The 22,845-nt window shown below is 71.2% G+C and carries 25 protein-coding genes; 10 read left to right on the top strand and 15 right to left on the bottom strand.

The genetic code is table 11. The features are described 5' to 3' along the window. The first annotated feature begins 285 nt into the window (after nucleotides 1-285). A complete protein-coding gene (locus BLW84_RS33095; RefSeq protein WP_093273519.1) occupies nucleotides 286-1,470 on the top strand; it encodes an exonuclease SbcCD subunit D in 1,185 nt (394 codons plus the stop codon). Next, nucleotides 1,467-4,418, top strand: a complete 2,952-nt coding sequence (locus tag BLW84_RS33090) for an AAA family ATPase (RefSeq protein ID WP_093273517.1) — start codon at nucleotides 1,467-1,469, stop codon at nucleotides 4,416-4,418. Before BLW84_RS33095 ends, BLW84_RS33090 begins: the two co-directional genes overlap by 4 nt. A 288-nt stretch (nucleotides 4,419-4,706) precedes the next feature. Here BLW84_RS33090 and BLW84_RS33085 read toward each other — a convergent pair whose 3' ends face one another. The 5 genes from BLW84_RS33085 to BLW84_RS33065 are packed head-to-tail and all read right to left on the bottom strand — an operon-like array spanning nucleotide 4,707 to nucleotide 9,584. After that, the gene (locus tag BLW84_RS33085) at nucleotides 4,707-5,204 is read right to left on the bottom strand and encodes a methylated-DNA--[protein]-cysteine S-methyltransferase (RefSeq protein WP_093273514.1); all 498 of its coding nucleotides are present in this window, start codon (nucleotides 5,202-5,204) and stop codon (nucleotides 4,707-4,709) included. A gap of 28 nt (nucleotides 5,205-5,232) precedes the next feature. Further along, nucleotides 5,233-6,711, bottom strand: coding sequence for an AlkA N-terminal domain-containing protein (locus tag BLW84_RS33080; RefSeq protein WP_093273512.1), 1,479 nt, complete (start codon nucleotides 6,709-6,711; stop codon nucleotides 5,233-5,235). A 33-nt stretch (nucleotides 6,712-6,744) separates the two neighbouring features. After that, nucleotides 6,745-7,395, bottom strand: coding sequence for a response regulator (locus BLW84_RS33075; protein ID WP_245761555.1), 651 nt, complete (start codon nucleotides 7,393-7,395; stop codon nucleotides 6,745-6,747). 58 nt (nucleotides 7,396-7,453) lie between these two features. Beyond that, nucleotides 7,454-8,650 (bottom strand): sensor histidine kinase, encoded by a 1,197-nt coding sequence (locus BLW84_RS33070; RefSeq protein WP_093273509.1) that lies wholly within the window; start codon nucleotides 8,648-8,650, stop codon nucleotides 7,454-7,456. 7 nt (nucleotides 8,651-8,657) lie between these two features. After that, complete coding sequence (locus BLW84_RS33065) at nucleotides 8,658-9,584, bottom strand: hypothetical protein (RefSeq protein ID WP_093273507.1); 927 nt, start codon at nucleotides 9,582-9,584, stop codon at nucleotides 8,658-8,660. Nucleotides 9,585-9,737: 153 nt separating this feature from the next. Here BLW84_RS33065 and BLW84_RS33060 point away from each other — a divergent pair, with 153 nt between their 5' ends. After that, nucleotides 9,738-9,947, top strand: coding sequence for a hypothetical protein (locus tag BLW84_RS33060; RefSeq protein ID WP_093273504.1), 210 nt, complete (start codon nucleotides 9,738-9,740; stop codon nucleotides 9,945-9,947). A gap of 96 nt (nucleotides 9,948-10,043) precedes the next feature. After that, nucleotides 10,044-11,123, top strand: a complete 1,080-nt coding sequence (ychF, locus tag BLW84_RS33055) for a redox-regulated ATPase YchF (RefSeq protein WP_093273502.1) — start codon at nucleotides 10,044-10,046, stop codon at nucleotides 11,121-11,123. Nucleotides 11,124-11,251: 128 nt separating this feature from the next. Here the strand turns inward: ychF and BLW84_RS33050 are convergent, their stop codons facing one another. Then, nucleotides 11,252-11,599: a hypothetical protein gene (locus BLW84_RS33050; RefSeq protein WP_093273499.1), complete on the bottom strand. Its 348-nt coding sequence runs from the start codon at nucleotides 11,597-11,599 to the stop codon at nucleotides 11,252-11,254. Between BLW84_RS33050 and BLW84_RS33045 the strand changes: the two genes are divergently transcribed. Next, nucleotides 11,598-11,930, top strand: coding sequence for an alpha/beta fold hydrolase (locus BLW84_RS33045; RefSeq protein WP_177226824.1), 333 nt, complete (start codon nucleotides 11,598-11,600; stop codon nucleotides 11,928-11,930). The genes BLW84_RS33050 and BLW84_RS33045 overlap by 2 nt on opposite strands. 101 nt (nucleotides 11,931-12,031) lie before the next feature. After that, nucleotides 12,032-12,244, top strand: a complete 213-nt coding sequence (locus tag BLW84_RS33040; protein ID WP_093273496.1) for a hypothetical protein — start codon at nucleotides 12,032-12,034, stop codon at nucleotides 12,242-12,244. 60 nt (nucleotides 12,245-12,304) lie between these two features. On the opposite strand, the gene BLW84_RS33035 is transcribed toward BLW84_RS33040, so the two are convergent. Continuing rightward, on the bottom strand, nucleotides 12,305-12,886 hold the full coding sequence (locus BLW84_RS33035; RefSeq protein ID WP_093273494.1) for a Uma2 family endonuclease: 582 nt from the start codon (nucleotides 12,884-12,886) through the stop codon (nucleotides 12,305-12,307). 67 nt (nucleotides 12,887-12,953) lie between these two features. Beyond that, nucleotides 12,954-13,304, bottom strand: coding sequence for a MerR family transcriptional regulator (locus tag BLW84_RS33030; protein ID WP_093273491.1), 351 nt, complete (start codon nucleotides 13,302-13,304; stop codon nucleotides 12,954-12,956). A 59-nt stretch (nucleotides 13,305-13,363) separates the two neighbouring features. On the opposite strand from BLW84_RS33030, the gene BLW84_RS33025 reads away from it, so the two are divergent. Both BLW84_RS33025 and BLW84_RS33020 read left to right on the top strand, forming a co-directional pair. Continuing rightward, nucleotides 13,364-14,545: an MFS transporter gene (locus BLW84_RS33025; protein WP_093273489.1), complete on the top strand. Its 1,182-nt coding sequence runs from the start codon at nucleotides 13,364-13,366 to the stop codon at nucleotides 14,543-14,545. Further along, nucleotides 14,529-15,278, top strand: a complete 750-nt coding sequence (locus BLW84_RS33020; RefSeq protein ID WP_093273486.1) for an alpha/beta fold hydrolase — start codon at nucleotides 14,529-14,531, stop codon at nucleotides 15,276-15,278. The genes BLW84_RS33025 and BLW84_RS33020 overlap by 17 nt, the downstream gene beginning before the upstream one ends. A 50-nt stretch (nucleotides 15,279-15,328) precedes the next feature. On the opposite strand, the gene BLW84_RS33015 is transcribed toward BLW84_RS33020, so the two are convergent. The 3 genes from BLW84_RS33015 to BLW84_RS33005 all read right to left on the bottom strand — a co-directional run bounded on the left by BLW84_RS33015 (nucleotide 15,329) and on the right by BLW84_RS33005 (nucleotide 17,399). Then, complete coding sequence (locus tag BLW84_RS33015; RefSeq protein WP_093273484.1) at nucleotides 15,329-15,976, bottom strand: DUF6461 domain-containing protein; 648 nt, start codon at nucleotides 15,974-15,976, stop codon at nucleotides 15,329-15,331. Nucleotides 15,977-16,085: 109 nt separating this feature from the next. Continuing rightward, nucleotides 16,086-16,430, bottom strand: a complete 345-nt coding sequence (locus tag BLW84_RS33010) for a hypothetical protein (protein WP_093273481.1) — start codon at nucleotides 16,428-16,430, stop codon at nucleotides 16,086-16,088. 33 nt (nucleotides 16,431-16,463) lie between these two features. Next, nucleotides 16,464-17,399, bottom strand: coding sequence for an NADP-dependent oxidoreductase (locus BLW84_RS33005; RefSeq protein ID WP_093273480.1), 936 nt, complete (start codon nucleotides 17,397-17,399; stop codon nucleotides 16,464-16,466). A gap of 106 nt (nucleotides 17,400-17,505) precedes the next feature. Here BLW84_RS33005 and BLW84_RS33000 point away from each other — a divergent pair, with 106 nt between their 5' ends. Continuing rightward, nucleotides 17,506-17,901, top strand: a complete 396-nt coding sequence (locus tag BLW84_RS33000; RefSeq protein ID WP_093273477.1) for a winged helix-turn-helix transcriptional regulator — start codon at nucleotides 17,506-17,508, stop codon at nucleotides 17,899-17,901. Nucleotides 17,902-18,123: 222 nt separating this feature from the next. Beyond that, nucleotides 18,124-19,083, top strand: coding sequence for an FAD-dependent oxidoreductase (locus BLW84_RS32995; protein WP_177226823.1), 960 nt, complete (start codon nucleotides 18,124-18,126; stop codon nucleotides 19,081-19,083). 5 nt (nucleotides 19,084-19,088) lie between these two features. Here BLW84_RS32995 and BLW84_RS32990 read toward each other — a convergent pair whose 3' ends face one another. From BLW84_RS32990 to BLW84_RS32975, 4 genes are all read right to left on the bottom strand, one after another. After that, nucleotides 19,089-19,385 (bottom strand): 4a-hydroxytetrahydrobiopterin dehydratase, encoded by a 297-nt coding sequence (locus BLW84_RS32990; RefSeq protein WP_093273580.1) that lies wholly within the window; start codon nucleotides 19,383-19,385, stop codon nucleotides 19,089-19,091. 46 nt (nucleotides 19,386-19,431) lie between these two features. Further along, on the bottom strand, nucleotides 19,432-19,845 hold the full coding sequence (locus BLW84_RS32985) for a GNAT family N-acetyltransferase (protein WP_093273475.1): 414 nt from the start codon (nucleotides 19,843-19,845) through the stop codon (nucleotides 19,432-19,434). Nucleotides 19,846-19,945: 100 nt separating this feature from the next. Continuing rightward, nucleotides 19,946-21,055 carry a serine hydrolase domain-containing protein gene (locus BLW84_RS32980; RefSeq protein ID WP_093273472.1) on the bottom strand — a complete coding sequence of 370 codons (1,110 nt, stop codon included), beginning with the start codon at nucleotides 21,053-21,055 and terminating at the stop codon, nucleotides 19,946-19,948. Continuing rightward, a complete protein-coding gene (locus tag BLW84_RS32975; RefSeq protein WP_093273577.1) occupies nucleotides 21,055-22,824 on the bottom strand; it encodes an ABC transporter ATP-binding protein in 1,770 nt (589 codons plus the stop codon). The genes BLW84_RS32980 and BLW84_RS32975 overlap by 1 nt, the downstream gene beginning before the upstream one ends. Between the last annotated feature and the right edge of the window lie 21 nt (nucleotides 22,825-22,845).

Raw genomic sequence — 22,845 nt, 5'->3', positions numbered from 1 at the left:
GCCGGTACCCACATGAGCTCCGTCCGGTAGTGGCCGTGGCAGCTCAAATGATGGCGGACCCACCCGACAACATCACGCACAGCCACGCCGCCGGTGCGCCGCGAGTTCGCGAGGAGTCGACCGTCACCTGGGCGAACGTCGGTTCCTCGTGAAATCGTCTGCGGCGCCTCCCGGCGATCACGTGAGGTGATCGCCGTGTCACTCGGAGGACGTGGGGTGCACGACACGCCGAAGCGGCGTGGGGGGTCTGCGCCGTCCGGCGGGGGCGTCGATAGCTTGGGGCTCATGCGAGTGCTGCACACCTCCGACTGGCACGTGGGACGGACGTTCCACGGCCGAGACCTGCTCGGAGATCAGGAGGCCGTCCTGGGCGGGCTGGCCGACCTGGTCGTCGACGAGCAGGTCGACGTCGTGGTGGTCGCGGGCGATCTCTACGACCGCGCGGTGCCGTCGGGCGAGGCGGTGCAGACCTGCGTCCGGGTGCTCGGCAAGATCCGCGAAGCGGGCGCCCAGCTGGTGGTCACCTCGGGCAACCACGACTCGGCGGCCCGGGTGGGCGCGTTCGCCGAGTTCGCCGCGGCCGGCGGCCTGCACCTGCGCACCCAGATCGCCCGGCTGCACGAGCCGGTGGTGATCGACGACCGGCACGGCCCGGTCGCCTTCTACGGCATCCCGTACCTCGAACCGGACCCGGCGCGCCACGCCCTGCAGACCTGCGCCGACGTGCCCGGGGCCAGCGCCGAGATCGAGTCGCGCGGCCACACGGCGGTGCTCGCCGAAGCGATGAACCGGGTGCGCGCCGAACTGGCCGAACGTCCACAAAGGACTCGTTCGGTGGTGCTGGCGCACGCCTTCGTCACCGGCGGCGACAGCAGCGATTCCGAGCGCACCATCGCGGTCGGCGGCGTGGAGCAGGTGCCGGGCTCGGTGTTCGACGGCGTCGACTACGTCGCGCTGGGGCACCTGCACGGCCCGCAGCGGCTCGCCGAGCACCTGCGCTATTCGGGCAGCCCGCTGGCCTACTCGTTCTCCGAAGCGGCGCACCGCAAGTCGGTGTGGCTGGTCGATCTGGACGCGGACGGCCTGGCCGGCGTGGAGCGGCGCGAACTGCCGGTACCCCGGCGGCTGGCGACGGTCCAGGGGCTGCTGGAGGACTTGCTCGCCGAGCCGGAGCACGAGGCGTTGGAGGAGTGCTACCTCTCGGCGACGCTCACCGACGAGGTGCGCCCGCTGGAGGCGATGCGGCGGCTGCAGCAGCGCTTTCCGCACGCCGTGCACCTGGAGTGGAAGCCGGCGACCGGCCGCGCGACGGCGCCGTTGCACTACGCCGAGATCGTGCGCGGCCGCGACGACCACGAGCTCGCCGCCAGGTTCGTGGCCGATTGCAGAGGCAGCGACCCCAACGATTCCGAACGCGCGCTGCTCAACGAGGCCCTGCGCGCGGTCGCCGCGGCGGAGGGGGCGAAATGAGACTGCACAGCCTGGAAGTCACCGCGTTCGGCCCGTACCGCGACCGCCAGGAGGTGGACTTCGACCGGCTCGGCGGCGACGGCCTGTTCCTGCTGCACGGCGACACCGGCGCGGGCAAGACGACGCTGCTGGATGCGGTCGCCTTCGCGCTCTACGGTTCGGTGCCGGGCGCGCGCGGCGAGGTCAAGCGGCTGCGCTGCGACACCGCGAAACCCGACACCATCACCAAGGTCGTGCTGGAGCTGACGGTGCAGGGGCAGCGGCTGCGGCTGGAGCGCAGCCCGGAGTACCAGCGGCCGAAGAAGCGCGGCGACGGCTACACCACGCAGCAGGCGAAGGCCTCGCTGACCTGGGTCGACGGCGCGCCCACTGAGCAGCCGCCGGAGGGCCTGACGCGCATCGACGAGGTCGGGCGCACGGTGCAGCGCCTGCTGGGCATGACGGTCGACCAGTTCTTCCAGGTCGTGATGCTGCCGCAGGGCGAGTTCGCCAAGTTCCTGCGCTCGGACACCGCCGAGCGCGAGAAGTTGCTGGAGAAGCTGTTCGGCACCCAGCGGTTCGGCGAGGTCGAGCGCTGGTTCGTCGAACGCCGCCGGGAGCGCGGGCGCGGCGTCGAGGAGCAGACGCTGCGGGTCCGCGAGCTGCTCGCGCGCGTCTCGCAGGTCTCGGGCGCGGAGCCGGATGCCGGCGCGGACGAGCAGACCTGGTTGGAGGACATCGAAAAGCGATCCGTTCGCGATATGGAGGGCACGCAGGCCGAGCACTCGCGCCTGCGGCGCGAGCGGGAAGCGGCCGACGCGAAGCTGACCGAGCGCCGCGAGCTGGCCGCGAAGATCCGCCGGGTGCGGCAGGCCAACGCGACCCTTGCCGAGATCGGTGAACAGCAGGACCAGCACGGCGCCTGGCGCGCGGAGTGGGAAGCGGCGCAACGCGCTGTTCCGGTGCTCGCGGCCCGGAATGCCGTGCTGCGAGCGGAGCAGGAACGCGACAAAGCACGGGCCGCGGTATCCGCTGCGGCCGCGAGCTGCGAGCTGGACGCCGAAACACCGCTGCCCGAACTGCGTTCGCTCGCGGGCACCAGGCGTGAGGAAGCGGGTGGCCTCGCGCACCTGATTCCCGAGGCGCAGCAACAGGAAACCGATCGCCAGAAGCTCGCATCCCTGGCCGAGCGGCTGGCATCGGACGAGACCCTGGAAACCGCGCTCGTCGGGCAGCAGGCAACCCTGCCCGAGCGCATCAGCACCGCGCGGCAGCAGGTCGAAGAGGCGAAGCACGCGGAACTGCGGCTGGAAACCGTGCAAGCGCGCGGCACCGAGGTCGCCGCGTTGCTGCGGACCGCGCGAGAACTGCCCGGCGCGCAGAAGGAACTCGCGTCGGCGACGGCCCGAGCGCAGCAGGCCATCGACGTCCACCAGCAGGCTCGCGACCTGCTGCAAGATCTCCGGGCCCGCAGGCTCGCCGGGATGGCCGCCGAACTCGCGGCCCGGCTCTCGCCCGGCGAACCGTGCCCGGTCTGCGGCTCCGCGGAACACCCGGCGCCCGGCGAACAGATCGACGCCCCGGTGCGAGCCGAGGACGAGGACAACGCCCAAACCGAGGAGCAGCGCGCCGCCACCCGGCGGGAAAAGGCCACGGCAGAAGCGCAACGAGCCCAACAGCACGTCGACAACCTGGCAGAACGCCTCGGCGATCACACCGAGGCGGACCTCGCCGCTGAAATCGCCGAGCTCAGAGCCGAGCGCGACGCGCTCCAGAAGACCGCCGCGGAGCTACCGCAACGCACCAAGAACCTCGCTGAGCTCGAAGAATCCACTGAGCGCCTGAGCGAGCAGCTGTCGAAGGTGCGAACCCGAGTCGTGGCAGCCCGCAGCGAACAGGCCTCGCTTTCGGCCACAGTGGACGAACGCGAGGCCAGGCTGCGCGAAGGGCGCGCCGACTTCCCGAGCATCGCCGACCGGCGAGCGCACCTGCTGGACATCGCCGCCCGCCTCGAACAACTCGCAGCAGCCCGGACGAGCAGGGACGACGCCGAACACCGCCTGGCCGAACAGGAAACCGCCCTGGCCGAAGCCGCCACCGCGGCGGGCTTCGACGACGCGGCAGCCGCGCTGGCCGCCGAACGCGGTGACGACCGGATCGCCCAGCTCGCCGAGGCGATCGCCGAGGTCGAAGAACGCGCCGCAGGCGCCCGCGCAGCGCTGGCCAGCGCGGAGCTGTTCGGCGTGGACGCCGACGCCGAGGTGGGCCTCGAAGAGGCCACCGAGGCCGCCGTCGTAGCCCGCGAAGCGGCGGAGCGCTCGGCTGCGTTGGCGCATCGCGCCGAGCAGCGGCAGCGCGACATCGCGCAGCTCGCGGAGCGACTGCGCGGAGCGTGGGCGGAGCTCGGGCCGGCGTTGGCGGAGCACGCCGAGCTGGAGGCGTTGGCGGACGTGGTCAACGGCCGCGGGCAGAACGCGCGGAAGATGTCGCTGCGCGCGTACGTGCTGGCCGCGCGGTTGGAGGAGGTGGCCATCGCGGCCACCCGGCGGCTGCAGCGGATGAGCGGCGGCCGGTACTCGTTCGTGCATTCCGATGCGGCCGGGGCGCGGGGCACCCGTGGCGGGCTCGGGCTGGACGTGCTCGACGACTACTCCGGGAAGGTCCGGCCCGCGAAGACGCTCTCCGGCGGCGAGTCGTTCCTCGCGTCGCTTTCGCTGGCACTCGGGCTGGCCGATGTGGTCGCCGCCGAGACCGGCGGCGCGCTGCTGGACACGTTGTTCATCGACGAGGGGTTCGGAACGCTCGACGCCGACACCCTCGACCTGGTGATGGACACCCTCGACGACCTGCGGGCCGGCGGCCGGGTCGTCGGCCTCGTGTCCCACGTCGAGGAGATGCGCCAACGGATCTCGGTGCGGCTCCGGGTCCGCAAGTCCCGCGACGGCTCCACCCTGGAACTCCAGACCTGACCGCCTCGGGCACCCCACTTCCGCACAGCTCTCGGAAGTCGTTTCAGAACGGCTCCGCCGCGGCTCACCCGAAGTCGCGTGGTGCCGGTGGCGATTTCGACGCCCTGTGCTCCAGGCGGTCACGTGCTACACGCGACCACCTGAAACGCACCCCTTTGGGAACCGTGCGCCCCGCCGGGCACTCCGGGAGAGGCTCCGACTTCAGGCGAAATCTGAGCCTCGTTCTTCCGGTGCCCTTCCGATGGGGGTTCCCGATTTCAGGCAAGATCGGGGAACCCGTCGGGCCGGTCAGGTGGTGGTCTCGTGGTCGAGGAGCCAGCGCTTGGCCGGGAGGCCCCAGCGGAAGCCGCCCAGGGAGCCGTCGCTGCGCAGCACCCGGTGGCACGGCACGAACAGCGCCGCCGCGTTGCGGGCGCAGGCCGCTGCCGCTGCGCGGAACGCCTGAGGGCGCCCCGCCAGCGCGGCTAGTTCCGCGTAGCTCACGGGCTCACCGGCCGGGACCTTCCGCAGCACCTGCCAGGCGTGTTCGAGGAACTCCCCGGAGCGCTGCCGCACCGGAATCTCGTCGACCGCGCGCAGGTCACCTGCGTGGTAGTCGCGGATCGCGCGGGTGACCGCGCCGAGATCCGCTACTTCGCGCGGTGGTCCGGGCAGGAGCTCGCGGGACACCAGCGGTACGAGCTCGTCCAGGCGGGCCGTCCAGCCGGAGGCGAGGACGGCACCGTCGGCGTCGACCACGGCGGTGAACGGGCCGGCCGGAGTGTCCTCAGTGGACCAGCTGATCATTCTTCTCTCCAATGGTTCTGCGGCCGGGTCAGGAAGCGAGCTGCAACTGCGACGTGGCGTCGGCGGCCGCCTCCCACAGGAGCACGCCGGCGTAGGAGCGCCACGGGCTCCAGCGCCGCGCATGCGCTTGGATCGCCGCCGGGTCTTCGGACAGCCCGAGGGCCCCTGCGCCCCGTCGCAGCGCGAGATCACCGGTCAACAGCACATCTGGGGAGCCCAGCACGCGCATGGCGACGTAGCTCGACGTCCACGGGCCGATGCCGCGGATGCTCTCCAGATCTTCCCGCAGCTCGGCTTCGTCTCGTCCGGTGTGCAGCGCGAGGCTTCCGTCGGCGACGGCCGCCGCGACTGCGCGGACGGTCTCCGCCCGCCGCCGCGGACCGGGCAGGACTTCCAGCGCCCGCTCCGCGAGGACCTCCGGCGTCGGGAAGAGCGTCGTCACCGCACCTTCCGGGTGGGCCAGCGGCTCGCCCAGCGCGGTAACCAGCCGCTCCGTCGTCTTGCGCGCCGCCGCCACCGAGATCTGCTGGCCGATCACGGCGCGGACCAGGACCTCCAGCCCGTCGACGCTGCCCGGCACCCGAACCCCGGGCGTCCGCGCGATGGCCGACCGCAGCGCCGGGTCGGCGCCGAGCGCTTCGCCGATCGCGGCCGGATCGGCGTCGAGGTCGAGCAGGCGCCGCAGCCGGGACACCGCGCTGCCGAGATCGCGCAGGTCCGTGAGCCGCAGCGTGCAGGCGACGTACTTCTCGTGCGGTCGGAGCGTGGCGATTCCGGTGCCGTACGGCAGGCGCAGCGCGCGCGTGTAGTGGTCCGGCCCGGCATCTTCCAGGCCGGTCAGCGCTCGTTCGCCGAGGAACCGCAGCACGCCTGGCACATCGCAGGGAGCCCGGAACGGCAGGCGCAGCTGGACGGCACCGGCGCTGCCGCGGGCCTCGCTGCGCCGCTGCGCGCGCCCGCGCATCGCCGTCGGGGTCACGCCGAAGACCTCGCGCAGCGTGTCGTTGAACTGGCGCAGGCTGGAGAATCCGGCAGCGAACGCCACGTCGCCGAACGGGATCGTGGTGGTCTCGATCAGGATCCGCGCCGAGTGCGCGCGGTGCGCCCGCGCGAGCCCGAGCGGCCCGGCGCCGAGCTCGGCGGTGAGCACCCTGGTCAGGTGCCGTTCCGAGTAGCCGAGCTGGTCGGCGAGCCCGCGCACCCCGCAGCGATCCACGACGCCGTCGCTGATCAGCCGCATTGCGCGGCCGGCGAGATCGGCGCGCAGGTTCCACTCCGGCGACCCCGGCACGGCGTCCGGCAGGCATCGGCGGCAGGCGCGGAAGCCGGCGGCTTGCGCGGCGGCGGCCGTCGGGTAGAACAGGCTGTTGTCGGGCTTCGGCGTGCGTGCCGGGCACGACGGGCGGCAGTAGATGCCCGTGGTGCGCACGGCGTGGATGAAGCAGCCGTCGAAGCGCGCATCGCGCGAGGCTACGGCCCGGAGTGCTTCTTCTGTTCCCACCAGCATGTCTTCGATGGTGCCAGCGGACCGACACCGGTACTAGCGGGAATCGGACACGCTGATGAAGCCCGACTCGTAGGCGAACACGACTGCTTGCGTGCGGTCCCGGGCGCCGAGCTTGGCCAGCACGTTGCCGACGTGGGTCTTGACGGTTTGCACGCCGATGAACAGCTCGGCGGCGATCTCGCCGTTGGACATCCCGCGCGCCACCAGGCGGAGGACCTCGGCTTCCCGCTCGGTGAGCTCGACCTGCGGGCGGCTCGCGCGGTGCGGCGCGGCCAGTCGGCGGATCGCGACCGGGAACAGCAGCGATTCGCCGCGCGCCGCGATCCGGATGGCCTGCGCGAGCTCCTCGGGCTGGCAGCGCTTGAGCAGGAACCCGGTCGCGCCGGCGCGCAGCGCACCGTAGACGTGGTCGTCGTGCTCGAAGGTGGTGATCACGACGATGCGCGGCGGCTCCGGCACCGAATCCAGGATCGCGGTGGTGGCCTGGATTCCGTCGACGCCGGGCATCCGGACGTCCATCAGCACGACGTCCGGCCGCAGCCGCCGCACCAGCGGGACGACCTCGGCGCCGTCGGCGGCCTCCCCGACGACGGTCAGGTCGGGTTCGGCATCGATGAGGGCCCGCAGCCCGGAACGGATCAGCGGCTCGTCGTCGACGACCAGCACGGTCGTGGCTTCGCTCACGCCACCGAGCGTATTGCGCCGCGCTGTGCCACGGGCGCATCCCGGCGCGGACAGTGGTTCACCAGGGAAGATGGACGTGGAGCCGCCAGTCGTCGCCGTGCGCGGCGCCTTCGGCGTGGCCGCCGAGAGCCTTCGCTCGGCGTTTGATGCCGCTCAGACCCAAGCCGTGACCGGGAGCCGACGAGCCCAGGAGGTTGATGATCTCCAGCTCCAGTGCACCGGTGTCGATGGTGATCCGCACCGCGGCCTCCGCCCGGCCCGCGTGGCGCAAGGCGTTGGAGAGACCCTCGCGCATCGCGCGGTAGGTCTCGCGGCCTACCTGCGGCGGGACCGGGCTCGGGTCGCCCTGGACTTCGAGGCGCACCGCCAGGCCGGCCAGCTCGGTGGAGCGGACCAGGTCGTCGAGGTCTGCCAAGCCCGGGTAGTCCGAAGTGGAGGATCGCAGGCTGCCCAGCGCGCGATCCAGGTCGGCGAGGGCGGTTCGCGTCGAATCCGCGATCACCGCGAGCGCCTCCCGGGCGAAGGCGGGGTCGCTGTCCAGCACCCGGTTCGCCGCACTCGCTTGCAGCGCAACGACGTTCAGCACGTGTCCGACCGAGTCGTGCAGCTCGGAGGCGATCCGGTTCCGCTCGGACAGCTCCTCGACCTGGCGCCGCAGCCGCTCGTGCTCGGACGGGCCCAGCAATGCCGGAGCGAGCCGGGCCAGCGCCGCGCCGACCGCCGCGACCAGGTGGAAGCCCGCGACGATCAGGCCAGCGCCGACCAGCGGTGCCCACCAGTGCCCGATGCCGAGCGCCCGGTACAGCGGGATGCCGGTGAGCTCGGGCGGCAGGTGCAGCAGCGGGTCGGCGAACAGGATCAGGATGAACGGCGGCACGATCAGAGTCAGCAGGCCGACACCGGAGCCGAGCACCAGGTGGACGGCCAGCCAGCAAACGGTCCGCCACCGGTCCGGCCAGGTGTCGGCGGTGCCCGTTTCCGGCAGCCCGAGCAGCGCCTTCGCCGCGGCTCCCGACAGCGACCGCGTCGCAGGCAGCAACCCGGTGGCCACCACGGCGAGCACGACGAAGGCGCCCTGCGCGAGACCGACCACGACGGGCGGGAGCCCGAGCCCGATGCCCGGGCCCAGCAGCGGCCCGAGCACCGTCCAGGCCACCGCCAGGGACGGGACGGCCAGGACGGCCCCGAGGATCAGGTGCACCCACCGGCGGTACGTGGTTCGCGCGGTGAACGGTCTGATCAGTCGGGACGGCATGGCGACATCATCCCTGCAGGACGGGCACGCGATCGCAGGTTTCGCACGGCTTCCGCCGGGTCGCCCGCTGGTACAGGTAGACGGACGGCCCGAGCACCAGCGCCCAGAACGCCCAGCTCACGTAGAACAGCGCCCCGGGCCAGTAGTGCATCCCGGGGATCGCGTTCGCCGACGGGCCGGAGATCAGGTCGGCGACGGCGGTGGCGAAACCGGCCGGCCCCATCGTGAAGAGCAGCCCGGTGCCGAACCAGCCGCCGAAGAGCAGCAGCCCTCGCGGCGTCGGGCGTCCGGCGAGGCCGGGGACCCAGCGTGGCCAGATCCGACCCCACCGGTGCACGAGCGCCAGCGAAAGCACGATGCCGATCAGCGCGGCGGGCACGACCAACCAGCCGCTGGTGAACCCGTCCCGGGCCGGGTCCGGGTAGTCCAGCCCGATCGTGCCGCCCAGCGCCCAGTTGGTCTTGAGCACCGGGTAGGGCAGGGCGAACAGGACGCCGAGGTAGCCGAGCAGGCGCGGTGGTGGCGAGGCGGGGCCGCCGCAGCGACCGCAAGTCCCGACGAGCTCTCGAACTCGCAGGACCGTCGCCCGGAACAGCAGGATCGCGCTGGTCAACGCGAAGGCGCGAGTGGCGAACATCGGCCAGTCCGGCGGCAGAGCCATCAGGCCGAACAGCCTCAACAGGTCGAACAGGATGCCGCCGGCCGCCCAGAGCAGCAGCAATGCGGCAGCGCTGTTGATCGCGACGAGCGTGCGGCGGGCTCGCAGCGGCGAAAGCAGCAGCGCCGCGCCGAGCACGCCGCCTGCTGCGGCCAGCGGCGTCGCCCAGGCCGGGAGATCGATGATGACGAAACCGCGCGGCAAGAAGTGCCGCGATTCGAAGGAGAGGAAGGTCAAGGCCGACGCGATCAGCGCCGCCCCGCTCGGCTTGAGCATCTCGGGCTCCTGGTGGGATCGGCTGAACTCACCGGCAATGCTCGTGATCCAGAGGCCCGCGAACCTCCCGCTCGGGCTGGGACCGCCTCCCCCGCGCGGGGGATTTCGATCGAGACGGGTGCATTTTGCACGTTTCATCCCTATTGTCACGGCATGGCTCAAACGAAGATCAGCACCAGGCGTGGCTTCAAGGTCCTCGGCGCCGCTGCGGGCGCCGCGTTCACGCTGGTGGTCGCGGCCGGGTGCAACGAACCGGCGCCCGCCCCTGAGCAGCAGCAGGAGCAGCAGGACGGCGACGATCAGCAGGGTGGCGACCAGCAGGACGGCGACGACCAGCAGGGTGGCGAGCAGGACGACGACTGACGACGCGGGGCGCGGGTGCCACCCCGGCTGTGCATCCGCGCACCCCCGCGCGACCGGCCCCGATGCCGCCGCGAGCGAGCACCTAGACTCCGGGGTGTGAGTCTCACCCTCGGAATCGTCGGGCTGCCCAACGTCGGCAAGTCCACCCTGTTCAATGCGTTGACCAGCAACGACGCCCTCGCGGCGAACTACCCGTTCGCCACCATCGAGCCGAACGTCGGTGTGGTGCCGCTGCCGGACGAGCGGCTGGACAAGCTCGCCGAGGTCTTCGGCTCGGCGAAGACGGTGCCCGCGACGGTGTCGTTCGTCGACATCGCGGGCCTGGTCAAGGGTGCCTCCGAGGGGCAGGGGCTGGGCAACAAGTTCCTCGCCAACATCCGCGAGGCCGACGCGATCTGCCAGGTCATCCGCGTCTTCGACGACCCCGACGTGGTGCACGTCGACGGCCGGGTGGACCCGTCCAGCGACATCGAGACGATCAACACCGAGCTGATCCTGGCGGACCTGCAGACCCTGGACAAGGCGCTGCCGCGGCTGGAGAAGGAAGCCCGCACCCACAAGGAAAAGCGGCCGGCCCTGGAGATCGCGCAGCAGGCCAAGGAGATCCTCGACTCCGGTCAGACCCTGTTCGCCGCGGGCCTGGGCAAGGACACGCCGGACCTGCGCGAGCTCAACCTGCTGACCACCAAGCCGTTCCTCTACGTGTTCAACGCGGACGAGGGCGTGCTGGCCGACGAGGCGAAGCAGAAGGAACTGCGCGACCTGGTCGCGCCCGGCGACGCGGTGTTCCTGGACGCCAAGGTCGAGGCGGAGCTCAAGGAGCTGGACGAGGAGTCCCAGCGCGAGCTGCTGGAGTCGATCGGCCAGGCGGAGCCGGGCCTGAACGCGCTGGCCCGCGCCGGCTTCCACACGCTGGGCCTGCAGACTTACCTGACGGCCGGGCCGAAGGAGGCGCGCGCCTGGACGATCCGCCAGGGCTGGACGGCGCCGCAGGCGGCCGGGGTGATCCACACCGACTTCGAGCGCGGCTTCATCAAGGCGGAGATCGTCTCCTTCGCCGACCTGATCGCGGCGGGCACGATGGCGGAGGCCAAGTCGGCGGGCAAGGTCCGCATGGAGGGCAAGGACTACATCATGACCGACGGCGACGTCGTGGAGTTCCGCTTCAACGTCTGATCAGCGACGTTTCCGCTGGTAGTTGACTCACTGCAGGTCGGCGAACGCCGACTCGCGAACCCACGAAGGGCTGGGCTTGGGGCTCCTGCGCAGGAGCCCCGGGCCCGGCCCTTCGTGCTTGCCGAGGATCAGGCCGAAGGCGCGTCGTGTGCGAGGCCGGGGCCGCTTTGCTGGATTCCGTTGAGGAGCCAGCCCAATCCGTGGTTGAAGTTGTCGAGCATCTTCTCGGCGGTCGGCTGGTGCTCGGTGCTGGTCTCCGAGGGCAGGTGACTCGTGAACGCGGCGAATCCGATCGTGTAGACGATCAGCACCCGCAGTGCCTCGGATGCCGCCGGTTCGGGAACGTCGGCTCGGCGCAGGAGTTCGGTCGTGATCGCCCCGAGTCGCTGTGCGTTGGGGCCGCGGGCGCCCTGACGGCTCAGGTAGAGCGGCACGAGGTCGGTGTGGCCGAGGAGCACGTTGTAGGTCGATGTCATGAGCCGGTGCAGGCCGGCGGCCGGCTTTTCGATGTCGGTCGCCGGCGCCTCGACTTCGGCGAGGACATCGTCGAGCAGATCGTCGGCGTTCGTCGACGCCGAGCACGACCGAATCGACCGCGACGCCGGCCGCCGGCTGACGATGCCGGTCCTGGCGATGTGGCAGGACCCCTGCGACGCCGTGCTGCCGTTCGACCCCCAGCGCGTGTGGGCCGACTGGGCGCCCGACTTGCGCACGCACGTCCTGCCCTGCGGGCACTTCCTCCCCGAGGAAAGGCCCGATGAGGTCACCGCCGCCATTCGCGACCTCATCGGCGAGGACGAGAGATGACGAACGCGTTCTAGTGGGCCGACGGCAGTTCTGCCAAGATCTGCCCTGATCGTGGATCTCTAGCACTGGTTTTGCTTCGACGTCTGATCTCGGGGGGAAGAGTGGGCCTGGAAGACGACCCCTTCGCGTACGCGGTGACGAAGTCCGGGAGCGTGCGGGTGAGCCGAGGAGGCCGCGTCGTGGTGACGGTCTCCGGTGCCCGTGCGCAGCGCTTGATCGCGTCGCTCGGCGTCAGCGAGGAGTCCGACCAACTGCTCCTCGCGAAGGCGACCGGCAACTACAAGCGCGGCAACGAACGCCGACCGAAGGCCTGACCGGGCACGCCTCCAGGCATCCGAGCGGCTCGATTTCCTCGAACCACGGCGAGCCGCGCGCTAGCGGGAGCGGCGCGGAGTGAGGCGGTCGAGGTCGACGCTGATTTCGAACGGCACCGGCCGCTGGAGAGTGCCGCGGAAGATGCCTGCGGGGGCGTAAACACCGGTGGGCCCGTCCAACTCGTAGACGTGCACGACCGCGGATGAATCTTCGTCCTCGACGTACCAGTAGTGCTGGATGCCCGCGTCGGCGTACTTGCGGAGTTTGACCGTCCGGTCGCGGTGTGTGGACTCCGGCGAGACGACTTCCGCCACGAGCAGCACGTCCTGCGGTTCGTACCAGGTCCGGTCCGGGTCGAACGGAGCCGTGGTGACCAGCAGGTCGGGCTCAGGCCTGTTGCGCGCGTCGAGCCGGATCGTCATCTCCCGCTCGACCTCGATGCCGACTGGGGCTTGGCGGGCGAGCTCTACGGTCAGGCCGGTGACGAGACGGCCGTGCCAGGACCGCTGCGGGGTCGTCCTGAAGACGAGGGCTCCGTCGATCAGCTCGGTGTGCCGAGGTGCCTCGGGGAGGCGGTCCAGATCCTCCGCGAACCAGCCTTCAGCGCGCGGCGGGCGCATCCAGCCGGGCAGCGTGGTCATACGTCACAACCGTAGCGAGTCGGCGCGGCCGAGCCCACGAGCTGCATCGGTAGGGACCGGCGCCCAGCTACCGGTCGGTGGCTACGAGATAGGTGGCGAGGGCTGTTCTGGTTTGTTGGAGGCAGGTCAGGCGGTCGTCTATCGCCGCCAGTTGGGTTCGGAGGGTCGCCACGAGGTCGGGGCACGGTTCGAGGACCGGTAGCTCGCCCCTCGCGCAGGGCAGGACCGTGCGGATCATCTCCGTGTTCAGGCCCGCTGCCAGCAGGTTCCTGATCTGCGCGACGACCGTCAGCGCTTCCTCTCGGTAATAGCGGTAGCCACTCGGCGCTCGTTCCGAGGTGAGCAGGCCCTGCTGTTCGTAGTAGCGCAGCCGGCGCTGGCTGACGCCGCTGCGGCGGGACAGCTCGCCGATCTTCATGAGATCCGGCTCACGCGTCGTTGACTCTGACATCACTGTCAAACTCTAGCGTCGTTGGCATGCGAAGTCAGCGGAGTGGTTGGGCCCTGGTGACGCTGATGGCCTGCGTGTTCGCCGTGGGATCCGCCGAGTACGCGGTGATCGGCGTCCTGCCGGACATCGCCGCGGACCTGCAGGTGTCGGTCGGCACGACGGGCCTGCTCGTCACCGGCTACGCGCTGACGGTCGCGCTGGCCGGGCCGGTGGTCACCGCCGCGACCACGCGGCTGCCGCGGAAAGCGCTGCTCATCGGCCTGATCGCGGTCTTCACGGCGGGCAACGTGCTGGCTGCGGTCGCCGGCGCCTTCGGGCTGGTGATGATCGCGCGGGTGCTCGCGGCGCTCGTGCACTCGACCTTCTTCGCCGTCGGCCTGGTGCAGGCCGTGTCGGTGGTGGGTGAGGAGCGTCGCGGTTGGGCGATCGCGGTGGTGAGCGCCGGGCTCAACCTGGCGACCGTGCTCGGCGCGCCGCTGGGCACGTTCATCGGTCACGAGCTCGGTTGGCGCACCACGTTCTGGGCCATCGCCGCGTTGAGCCTGGTCGCCACGGTGGTCGTCGCGGTCGCCGTGCCGCCGTCGCGGGCTACCGGGACCTCTTCGGTGCGGGCGGAGATCAGGGCATTGGGCAGCCGGGAGGTGCTCGTGGTCGTGGTGGTCACCGTGCTCGCGCAGATCGCCCTCTTCACGCCGTACACCTACATCGCCACGATCCTCACCGGCGTCTCCGGTTTCGGGGCCGGGGCGGTGGCCTGGCTGCTGATGGCGTTCGGCGTGGGCGGGCTGCTGGGGAACCTGGTGGGCGGCCGGTTGGCGGACCTGCGGCCGTGGGGTTCGGTTCGCGGGCTGCTCGCCGGAATGGCCGTCGTGCTCGCGGTTTTCGGCCTGGTCGTGCGGAATCCGGTGGCCGCGGCGGTGGGGGTGTTCGTGCTCGGGGCGGTGAGCTGTGCGCTGATCCCGGCGCTGCAGGCCCGGGCGTTCGCGGCGGCAGCAGGCGCGCCGACCCTGACGGTCGCCGTGAACACCTCGGCGTTCAACCTCGGCAACGCCGGCGGTGCGTGGATCGGAGGGCGGGCGCTCGACGGCGGTGCTGGACCGCACTGGCTCATCGGTATCGGAATTCTCGCCGCGCTGGCCGCGTTGTCGGCCACTGGTGCTCGGCGAAATGTTGATGTGAAAGGAAAAGTCGATGTCTCTGTCCGTTGAGGTGCGTGGTTCCGGACCCGGGCTGTTGCTGGCCCACGGCGCGGGTGGGTCGGCCGCGGCGAACTTCCCGTTCATCGACGAGCTCGCCGAGAAGCGCACGATCGTCGCGCCGGACTACCCGGGCTCGGGCGGCACGCCGAAGGCCGAGCAGCCGCTCGAACTGGACCGGCTCGTCGACGAGGTCGTCGCGTCGGCGGTCGACGCGGGCGTGGAAACCTTTGGCGTGCTGGGCTATTCGATGGGCACGCCGGTCGCCGTCCGGGCCGCCGTGCGATACCCGGAGCGCGTCACGTCGCTGGTGCTCACCGCCGGATTCGCCGCCGCCGACCGGCACTTCCGGCTCAACCTGGATCTCTGGCAGCAGCTGCTCGACGGCCCGGACCGGGACGCGCTCGCGCGATTCGTGCTGCTGAACTGCTTCAGCCCGGCGGCGCTGAACTCCATCGACGACTGGGACGAGGTGTTCCGCAGCACCGCCGAGGGTGTGCCGGTCGGCACCGGCGACCACCTCGACCTGCTGCGCACCGTCGAGGTCCGCGCCGACCTGCCGAAGATCTCCGTGCCGACGCTGGTCGTCGCGACCACCCGGGACACCCTGGTGTCGCCGCACAACTCCGGCGAGCTCGCCGCGAAGATCCCCGGCGCGCGGCTGGTCGAGGTCGACTCCGGGCACCTCATCGGTGCCGAGAACCCGAAACCGTGGCTCGCGGCGATCCAGGACTTCCTGGGCTGAGCCTCGCTCGGGTCCCTGCCTGACCGCGGTTCGGCGACACTTGCGCGGGGTCAGCCGAACGGTGTGACCAGTAGCGGGATTCGACGCAGGTCTTCGACAGTGCAGTACAGGCCGGCAGAAGCGCAGACCGCGCGCATGCAGATGTCGTAGTCGGGTTCGCCGGGATCGAGGTAGTCGTGTTCGACGATGCCGGCCGCTTCGAACGCTGCGCGCAGTTCGGCCGGCATGCCGGGCAGATCCTCCGCCAGGTCGAGGTCGTCGACGTTGATCCAGGCAAGCTCCTCCCCGTCGACGGCGTAGGTGAGGCTGGCGTCGGCGTTGATGGAGAACATGCTCGTGGCCGCTACGCGACCGTTGGCGGACAGGGCGGTTGTGTCATCGTCGCCGACGGTGTACCCCGCGTCGTCGTACACGAATGTCCACGCGCCGATGCGTCCTGCCAGCAGCGTCGCACCGGCCCCGGGTTCGGCGGCGAGGGCCGCGGCCGGGAGGGAGGTCCACTCGTCCGGCTTGCTTCGGGGCAGCTCGCACGGCCGGAACAACCGGGGTTTGGCGCCGAGCGCTTCCAGCGCGTCCGCAGGTTCGAGGTCGCGGACCACGTGCACGGCGTGGTTCGGGTCGTCGCTGGCCAACTCGGTGATCCAGATGGGTACTCCCTCGCCATCGAGCATGTCCGGCGAGAATCCGGGCGTTGGCATGTGACCTCGTTTCCTGGCTTCGTGCGTGGTACCGCCAGGTATTCTCGTGCGCGCCGTCGGAGCCACCAAGAGTCAGAGGGGCAGATCGGATGGCCGGGGGACTCCTCTTTCACTTGCGGAGCAAGGAATCTTTGATCGCGATCCTCGGGTAAACCCTGACGTCCACTTCTCCGGACAGCTCCCCGGACTCGAACTCCGCAACGAGGTGTGTTTCCTTCTTCTCCGTTCGGATGCGCAGAGCGGTTGCTCCTTCGCGGAAGAAGTGCCGCACAACGTCATCGCCTTGACGCCACTCGAACCGGATGGAGTTCTCGAGCTGATCGAAGCTGAGCCCGAGGGTTCCGTTCTCGGGCTCGAACTCGGCCCCTCGGATCCAAGGCTCTGCCAGGACTTCGGGCGCTTCGCCGAACTGATCGAGGAATTCCTGTTCGCCGGGGACGATCAGAGTCTTCATCGCTTCTTCCCCCTCTTGGGAATGCTCTGCTGCTCACGGCACCAGCACGAGGCGGCCTCGGAGACCACCTCGCGCGAGCCGCTCGTGGGCTTCGGCGACCCGGTCCAACGGCATGGCCTCGGCGACCCGCAAGGTGATCGTGCCGGACTCCACCAGCGCGACCAGCTCCGCGAGCCGCTTCCCATCGGCCCGGATCCAGTGGTTGAAGACGCGGGTGCCGCGCAGCGGGCGCGGCTCCGCGCCGCCGACGAGAGCCGCGAACGCTCCGCCCGAGCAGACGGCGTCGAGGGCTTCCGCGCCAAGGGCGGCGGCATCGATCGCCGCGTCCGCGCCGCCGGGCACCAGCTGGCGAACGGCCTCGCCGAGGCGGGCGCCACGCGGCACGAACACCTCCGCGCCCAGCTTCCGGACCAGTGTTTCGTCCTGTGCCGAGGCCGTTGCGACCACTCGCAGGCCGCGAGCCGCCGCGAGCTCCACGGCGAAGCCGCCGACCGCCCCGGCGGCCCCGGTGACCAGCAGGGTCCGGCCCGGATCCAGGGCGAGCGCGTCGAGTGCCTGGGCGGCGGTGAGCCCGCTGAGCGGCAACGCTGCTGCTTCCACCAGGCCGATGCTCGGGGGCACGTGCGCGAGCGCGTCCGCATCGAGGACGACGTGGTCGGCCTGGGTGCCCAGCGGCACGTCCAGCCGGTCCGACATGCCGATCACGCGGTCGCCTGGCCGGAATCCGGTGACCTCGTCGCCGGTGGCCTCGACGACCCCGGCGGCATCCCAGCCGATCCCGATGACCTCGCGCGCCGGGAGCAGGCCCGCATCGGTGAGCGCGCCGGCCCGGGTGGCCAGGTCGACCGGGTTGACCGTGGCGGCCGCCACCCGGATCAGGACCTGCCGCGGCCCGACCTCGGGCACGGCCGCATCGGCGATCTCCAGCACTTCGGTTCCGCCGAACGCGCGGATGACGACTGCTCGCATGGGGTTCTCCTAGTTCCTTCGCGTCTTGATGACGAACCTAGGAAGAGCTACTCTCCATCGGGAAGTGCGCACTTCAAGGTGCGTAGCGCACGCAGACGGGAGTGCTGTGGCCACGCAGACCGCCGCGCAGCGGCGCGAAGAAGCCCGAATCGCGTACGACGCGTACCTCGCCGAGTGCCCGGCCCGGCAGTTGCTCGACCGCATCAGCGACAAGTGGGTGAGCCTCGTGCTCAACGCGCTCGCGGGCGGCCCGCAGCGCTACAGCGATCTGTCGCGCGTGATCGCCGGTGTCAGCCAGAAGATGCTCACCCAGACCCTGCGAAACCTCGAACGGGACGGACTCGTGTCCCGTGCCGTGACTCCCTCTGTCCCGGTTCGCGTCGACTACGCGCTCACGGGACTGGGGGAGAGCCTGCTGCCGGTGGTGCAGGCGGCCAAGGCCTGGGCGGAATCCCACATCGACGAGATCCACGTGGCCCGCACCGCCTACGACCACCGCTGAACAGCCCCGTTGACCAGCGCGAACCTGGCTTCGCCGGTGAGTCGGCGCGGCCGGCGCCGACCGGCCAACGGGATCGCCGCACCAGTGGCCAGGTCTCAGGCAGTCCTCTGTGGAGCGAGGCCGGTTCGAGCGGCTGGACCTTTGCGGCTCGGTCGTGCTCCGCCTGCCGAGGGGCGCGTTCGAGGCCGTCGAGTTCGCCGGTTGACTGCTAGCGTGTCGAAGATGACCGCAGATCCGGTGCTGGTGATCGGCGCGGGCGTGCAGGGCTTGACCACCGGGGTCGTCCTCGCCGAGGCGGGCCGGCGCGTGCGCATCCGCACCGCCGACCGGCCGCAGGACACCACTTCCGCGGTCGCGGGCGCGATGTGGGGCCCGGCGATGCTGCGGCCCGCCGACCGGGTGTTGTACTGGGTGACCCGGTCCCACGCCGAGTTCACCGCGCTCGCCCGCGATGAGGACTCCGGCGTGCACCTGACCGCCGGACGGATGGCGGCGCGGTTCGACCTCGGCGACTCGGTCCCGCCCGAGGTGCGGCTGATCCCCGACCTGCGCCGCTGCACACCCGAGGAACTGCCGGACGGGTTCGTCAGCGGCTACCGCGCGACCGTGCCGCTGATCGATATGCCGCGCTACCTCGACCACCTGGTCGCCCGGTTCCGCGACGCCGGCGGTGACCTGCGGCTCAGCCCCGTGCCGACGCTGGCCGAGGCGGTCGCCGAATCCGCGACGGTGGTCAACTGCACCGGCGTCGGCGCGCGGGAACTCGTCGGCGACCCCGGCGTCCACCCGGTGCGCGGCCAGCACGTGGTGGTGCGCAACCCGGGGATCGACGAGTACTTCATCGAGCTCAGCGACTCCGGCGAGTTCACCTCGTACATGCCGCACGGCGACCGCGTCGTGCTCGGCGGCGTCGCGGCCGAGCAGGACTGGAGCCGCACGCCCCGCCGCAAGGACAGCGAGGGCATCCGGCGCCGGTGCGCCGAGGTGGAGCCGCGGCTGGCCGACGCCGAAGTGCTCGCGGAACTGGTCGGGCTGCGGCCCGGCCGGGAATCGGTGCGGGTCGAGGTCGAGCACTACGAAGGCGCGCGGATCATCCACAACTACGGCCACGGCGGCTGCGGCGTCACGCTGTCCTGGGGATGCGCCTTCGAGGCTGCCGACCTCGCCGAGGAGCTCGGCTGAGCCGCTCAGGACCTGAGCTGCTCCACGACGTTGTCGATCTCCTGGGCGAGTGAGGTGTCGTTGGCCGTGATGCCGCCCTTCGAGTGCGTGGTGCAGTAGAACGTCACGGTGCGCCAGCGGATGTCCATGTCCGGGTGGTGGTTCTCGCTCTCGGCGATCTCGGCGATCCGGTTCACCGCCTGGATCGCCTGCGGGAAGTTGCCGAACTCGACGGTGCGGGTCAGCTTGACGCCGGACTGGGTCCACTCCGGCAGGTGCTGGAGCGCTTCGGAGACCTGGTTATCGGTGAGCAGTTCCGTCATACCGACATGGTGGAGGTTCGGCGCGCCGACCTCCACCCGGCGCCGCTCACGGGACGCGTCGCGGACGCTCCAAGTAGGTGCTGTCCGGATCGGTGAAGCCGTAGCCGCGGTAGAGGCCGTGCGCGTCGTCGGTGTGCAGCATCCAGCGGAAGTCGCGGCCCGGGCCGTCCTCGATCATGCCCTGCACCAGGGCCTTGCCGATGCCGTGACCGCGCGCCTCCGGGAGGACGAACACGTCGGCCAGGTACGCCATGCCCACCCCGTCGGAGAACGCTCGTGCGAAACCGATCAGGCCGCCGTCCGGCTTCCGGTAGGCGCCGACGACGCGCCAGGCCAGGTCGATCTGCTTGTCGAGATCCTCCCGCTTGCGCCACTGGCCCCAATACGCCTGAGTGGAAAGGAATTCCCACACCGCGTCGCGATCGACCCTGGCCCGTGAATCGTCCACCTCGAACTCCATGCCCCGAGCGTATCGGCCCGGCCAACCGATTTAGCCGGTCGAGCTGTGGGAACGGCTGCTGCGGAACTGTCCTCGAAAGTGGCGATGCCGCCTGCTGCCCCTACAGGCAGGAGTGCAGCGCGGTCAGGAGGCGGTGCGAACGGTTGTCGAAGCCTTCCGTTCGCATCAGGCACGGGCTGAAGGCGAACGCCACGCCCAGCCGCGGCCAGCAGCCGAACAGCGAACCGCCCGCCCCGCTGTGGCCGAACCCGGTGGCCTCCGGGCCGTAGGTCTCGATCGAGTCCTGCAGCTCGTAGCCCAGGCCGAAGGCCAGCGGCCGGCCGGTGCCCGGGTCGGTGCCCCGGCTCTCCTCCCGGCGGATCCGGTCGAGCGTCCGGTCGCCGACGAGCTCGCCGGTCACCAGCGCCGAGTACACCGCGGCCATGCCGCGAGCGGACGCCATCGCGCCGCCGCCCGGGCTGCCGCCGACCCACCACGCCGGGGTGTTCCAGGGCGCGTCGTCGCCCAACAGCGTGGGCGGATTCCCGTAGACCTTGTCGCGGTAGGCCAGGGCCTCCGGCGTGTTCAGCCGGTTCGCCACCTGGTAGTCGGCCGCCCGCCAGCGCCGCCCGGCGCGCGGCCACTCGGACTCGGGCAGCCCCAGCCAGAAGTCGGCCGGAACCCGCTCCGCGACCTCGGCGCGCAGGTACTCGCCGACCTCCCGCCCGTCGACCCGCCGGATCAGCTCCGCCGCCAGCCAGCCGAAGGTCAGCGCGTGGTAGGCGGTGGTCGTCCCGACCGGCCACAGTGGAGCCTGCGCGGCCAGCAGCTCGGCCATCGCCCGGTTGTCCATCGCCGCCTCGCGGGTGACCGGCTTCGCCGGGTACGGCAACCCCGCCGAGTGCGAGAGCAGCTGCCGGACCAGGACGTCCTGCTTGCCCGCCGCGCCGAACTCCGGCCAGTACCGGACCACCGGCGCGTCCGGGTCGAGCGCGCCGCCGTCGACCATCAGGGCGACGCCGGTGGCGACGATGCCCTTGGTGCCGGAGAACACCGGCATCAGGGTGTCGGTCGTCATCGGCTCGGTGGCCGCCTGGTCGCGGTGCCCGGCCTGCAGATCGAGGATCTGCTCGCCGCCGCGGAAGACGGCGAACGCCGCGCCCGCCGCATCGGCCGCCACCACCTCGGCGAACTCCTCGGCAACCCGCTCGAAACCCGCTGCCACGGACATCAGTTCTTCGCCTCCAGCTGGAAGTTGGGCGCGTCGCTCAGCAGCGACCGGGTGTAGTCGTGCTGCGGCGCGGTGAACAGCTCCTCCGCCGGCGCCTGCTCGACGATGCGCCCGTCCTGCAGGATCGCGACCCGCTGCGCGATGTTGCGCACCAGCGCGATGTTGTGCGTGACGAACACCAGCGCCAGCCCCATCTTCTCCCGCAGGTCCCGGAGCAGGTCGACGATCGCCGACTGCACCGAGACGTCCAGCGCGGAGGTGATCTCGTCGCAGATCAGCACCTCGGGCCGGGTGACCAGGGCACGGGCGATCGCCACCCGCTGCCGCTCGCCGCCGCTGAGCTGGTCGGGGTAGCGCTCGGCGATGTCCGGCCGCAGCGCGGCGAGCTCCAGCGCCTCGATGACCCGCTCCGACGTGCTCTTGCCGCCGGAATCCCCGCCGAGCACCGAGATCGGCTGCGCCACCAGGTCGCGAACCCGGCGTCGCGGGTTCAGCGACTCGTACGGGTTCTGGAACACGTACTGCACCTGTCGTCGCTGCTCGCGGGTGCGCTTGCCGCTGCCGGCCGCCAGCTCCTTGCCCTGCAGCAGCACCGAACCTTCGTGCTTCGGGTGCAGGCCGGCCAGGCAGCGCGAGAGCGTGGTCTTGCCGCTGCCCGACTCACCCAGCAGCGCGAGGCAGGAACCCGGCGACACGCTCAGCGAAACGTCTTGCAACACCGGGGAATCGGTGTACCAGGCCCGGATGTTGCGGACCTCGAGAACCGGTTCCGCCTCGGCCGGGACGGATTCCGACTTGCGAGCCGGCGCCATGAGACGCCCGGAACGCGGCTGCAGGCAGCGGATTTCGTGTCCGGGGGAGACCTCCTGCACCGGCGGAACCTCGGCGCGGCACTCGTCGGTCGCGGCGGCGCAGCGCGGCGCGAACGCGCAGCCGCCCGGGCGGTTCAGCGGCGACGGCGCCTGGCCGTCGATGGCCTGCATCGCCCGCTCGCCGTCCAGGTCCGGCACCGCGAGCACCAGGCCCGCCGTGTAGTGGTGGCGCGGCTCGTTCAGCACCTCGGCCGTCGCGCCGGTCTCCACGATCCGGCCCGAGTACATCACCGCGATGCGATCGGCCAGCTCGGCGACCACCGCCATGTCGTGCGAGATGTACACGCCCGCCGTCCCGTGCCGCTCGCACATCTCGCGGATCGTGGTCAGCACCCGCTTCTGGGTGGTCACGTCCAGGCCCGTGGTCGGCTCGTCCAGCACCACGACCTCCGGGCGGCCGACGAAGGCCATCGCGATCGCGATGCGCTGCTGCTGACCGCCGGAGAGCTGGTGCGGGTAGCGGCTCAGGAACTCGTCGTCATCGGGCAGCGCGACCTCGGTCAGCACCTGCTTGATCCGGCGCTTCGCCGCCTCGCCAGAGACGTCGTGCACGCCCTCCGCGAGCTGCGTGTGCAGGCGCAGCGCGGGGTTCAGCGCCGAGCCCGGCGACTGCGGGATGTACGCGACCCGGCGGCCGCGCAGCGCGGCCGCTCGCTTCGGCGGCAGCGCGGTGAGGTCGGTGTCGCCGAGGCGGATGCGGCCGTTGGCGATTCGGGTGCCGCGCTTGCAGTAGCGCAGCATCGCCAGGCCGAGCGTGGTCTTCCCGGAACCGGATTCACCGATCAGGCCGAGGATCTCGCCCGGCGCCAGGGTGAAGGTGACGTCGGCGACGATGGCGGCTTCCGAGGGCACACCCCGGATCTCCAGTCCGGCGGCGTCCAGAGCAGCGGCGGTCATCGGCACCCCCAACGGGTCATC

Origin of the sequence: Saccharopolyspora shandongensis (assembly GCF_900106995.1) — a bacterium.
In the GTDB taxonomy this organism is placed as follows: domain Bacteria; phylum Actinomycetota; class Actinomycetes; order Mycobacteriales; family Pseudonocardiaceae; genus Saccharopolyspora; species Saccharopolyspora shandongensis.
The sequence above is the reverse complement of the archived record's forward strand: the minus strand, read 5'-3'. Positions and strand labels throughout refer to the sequence as shown.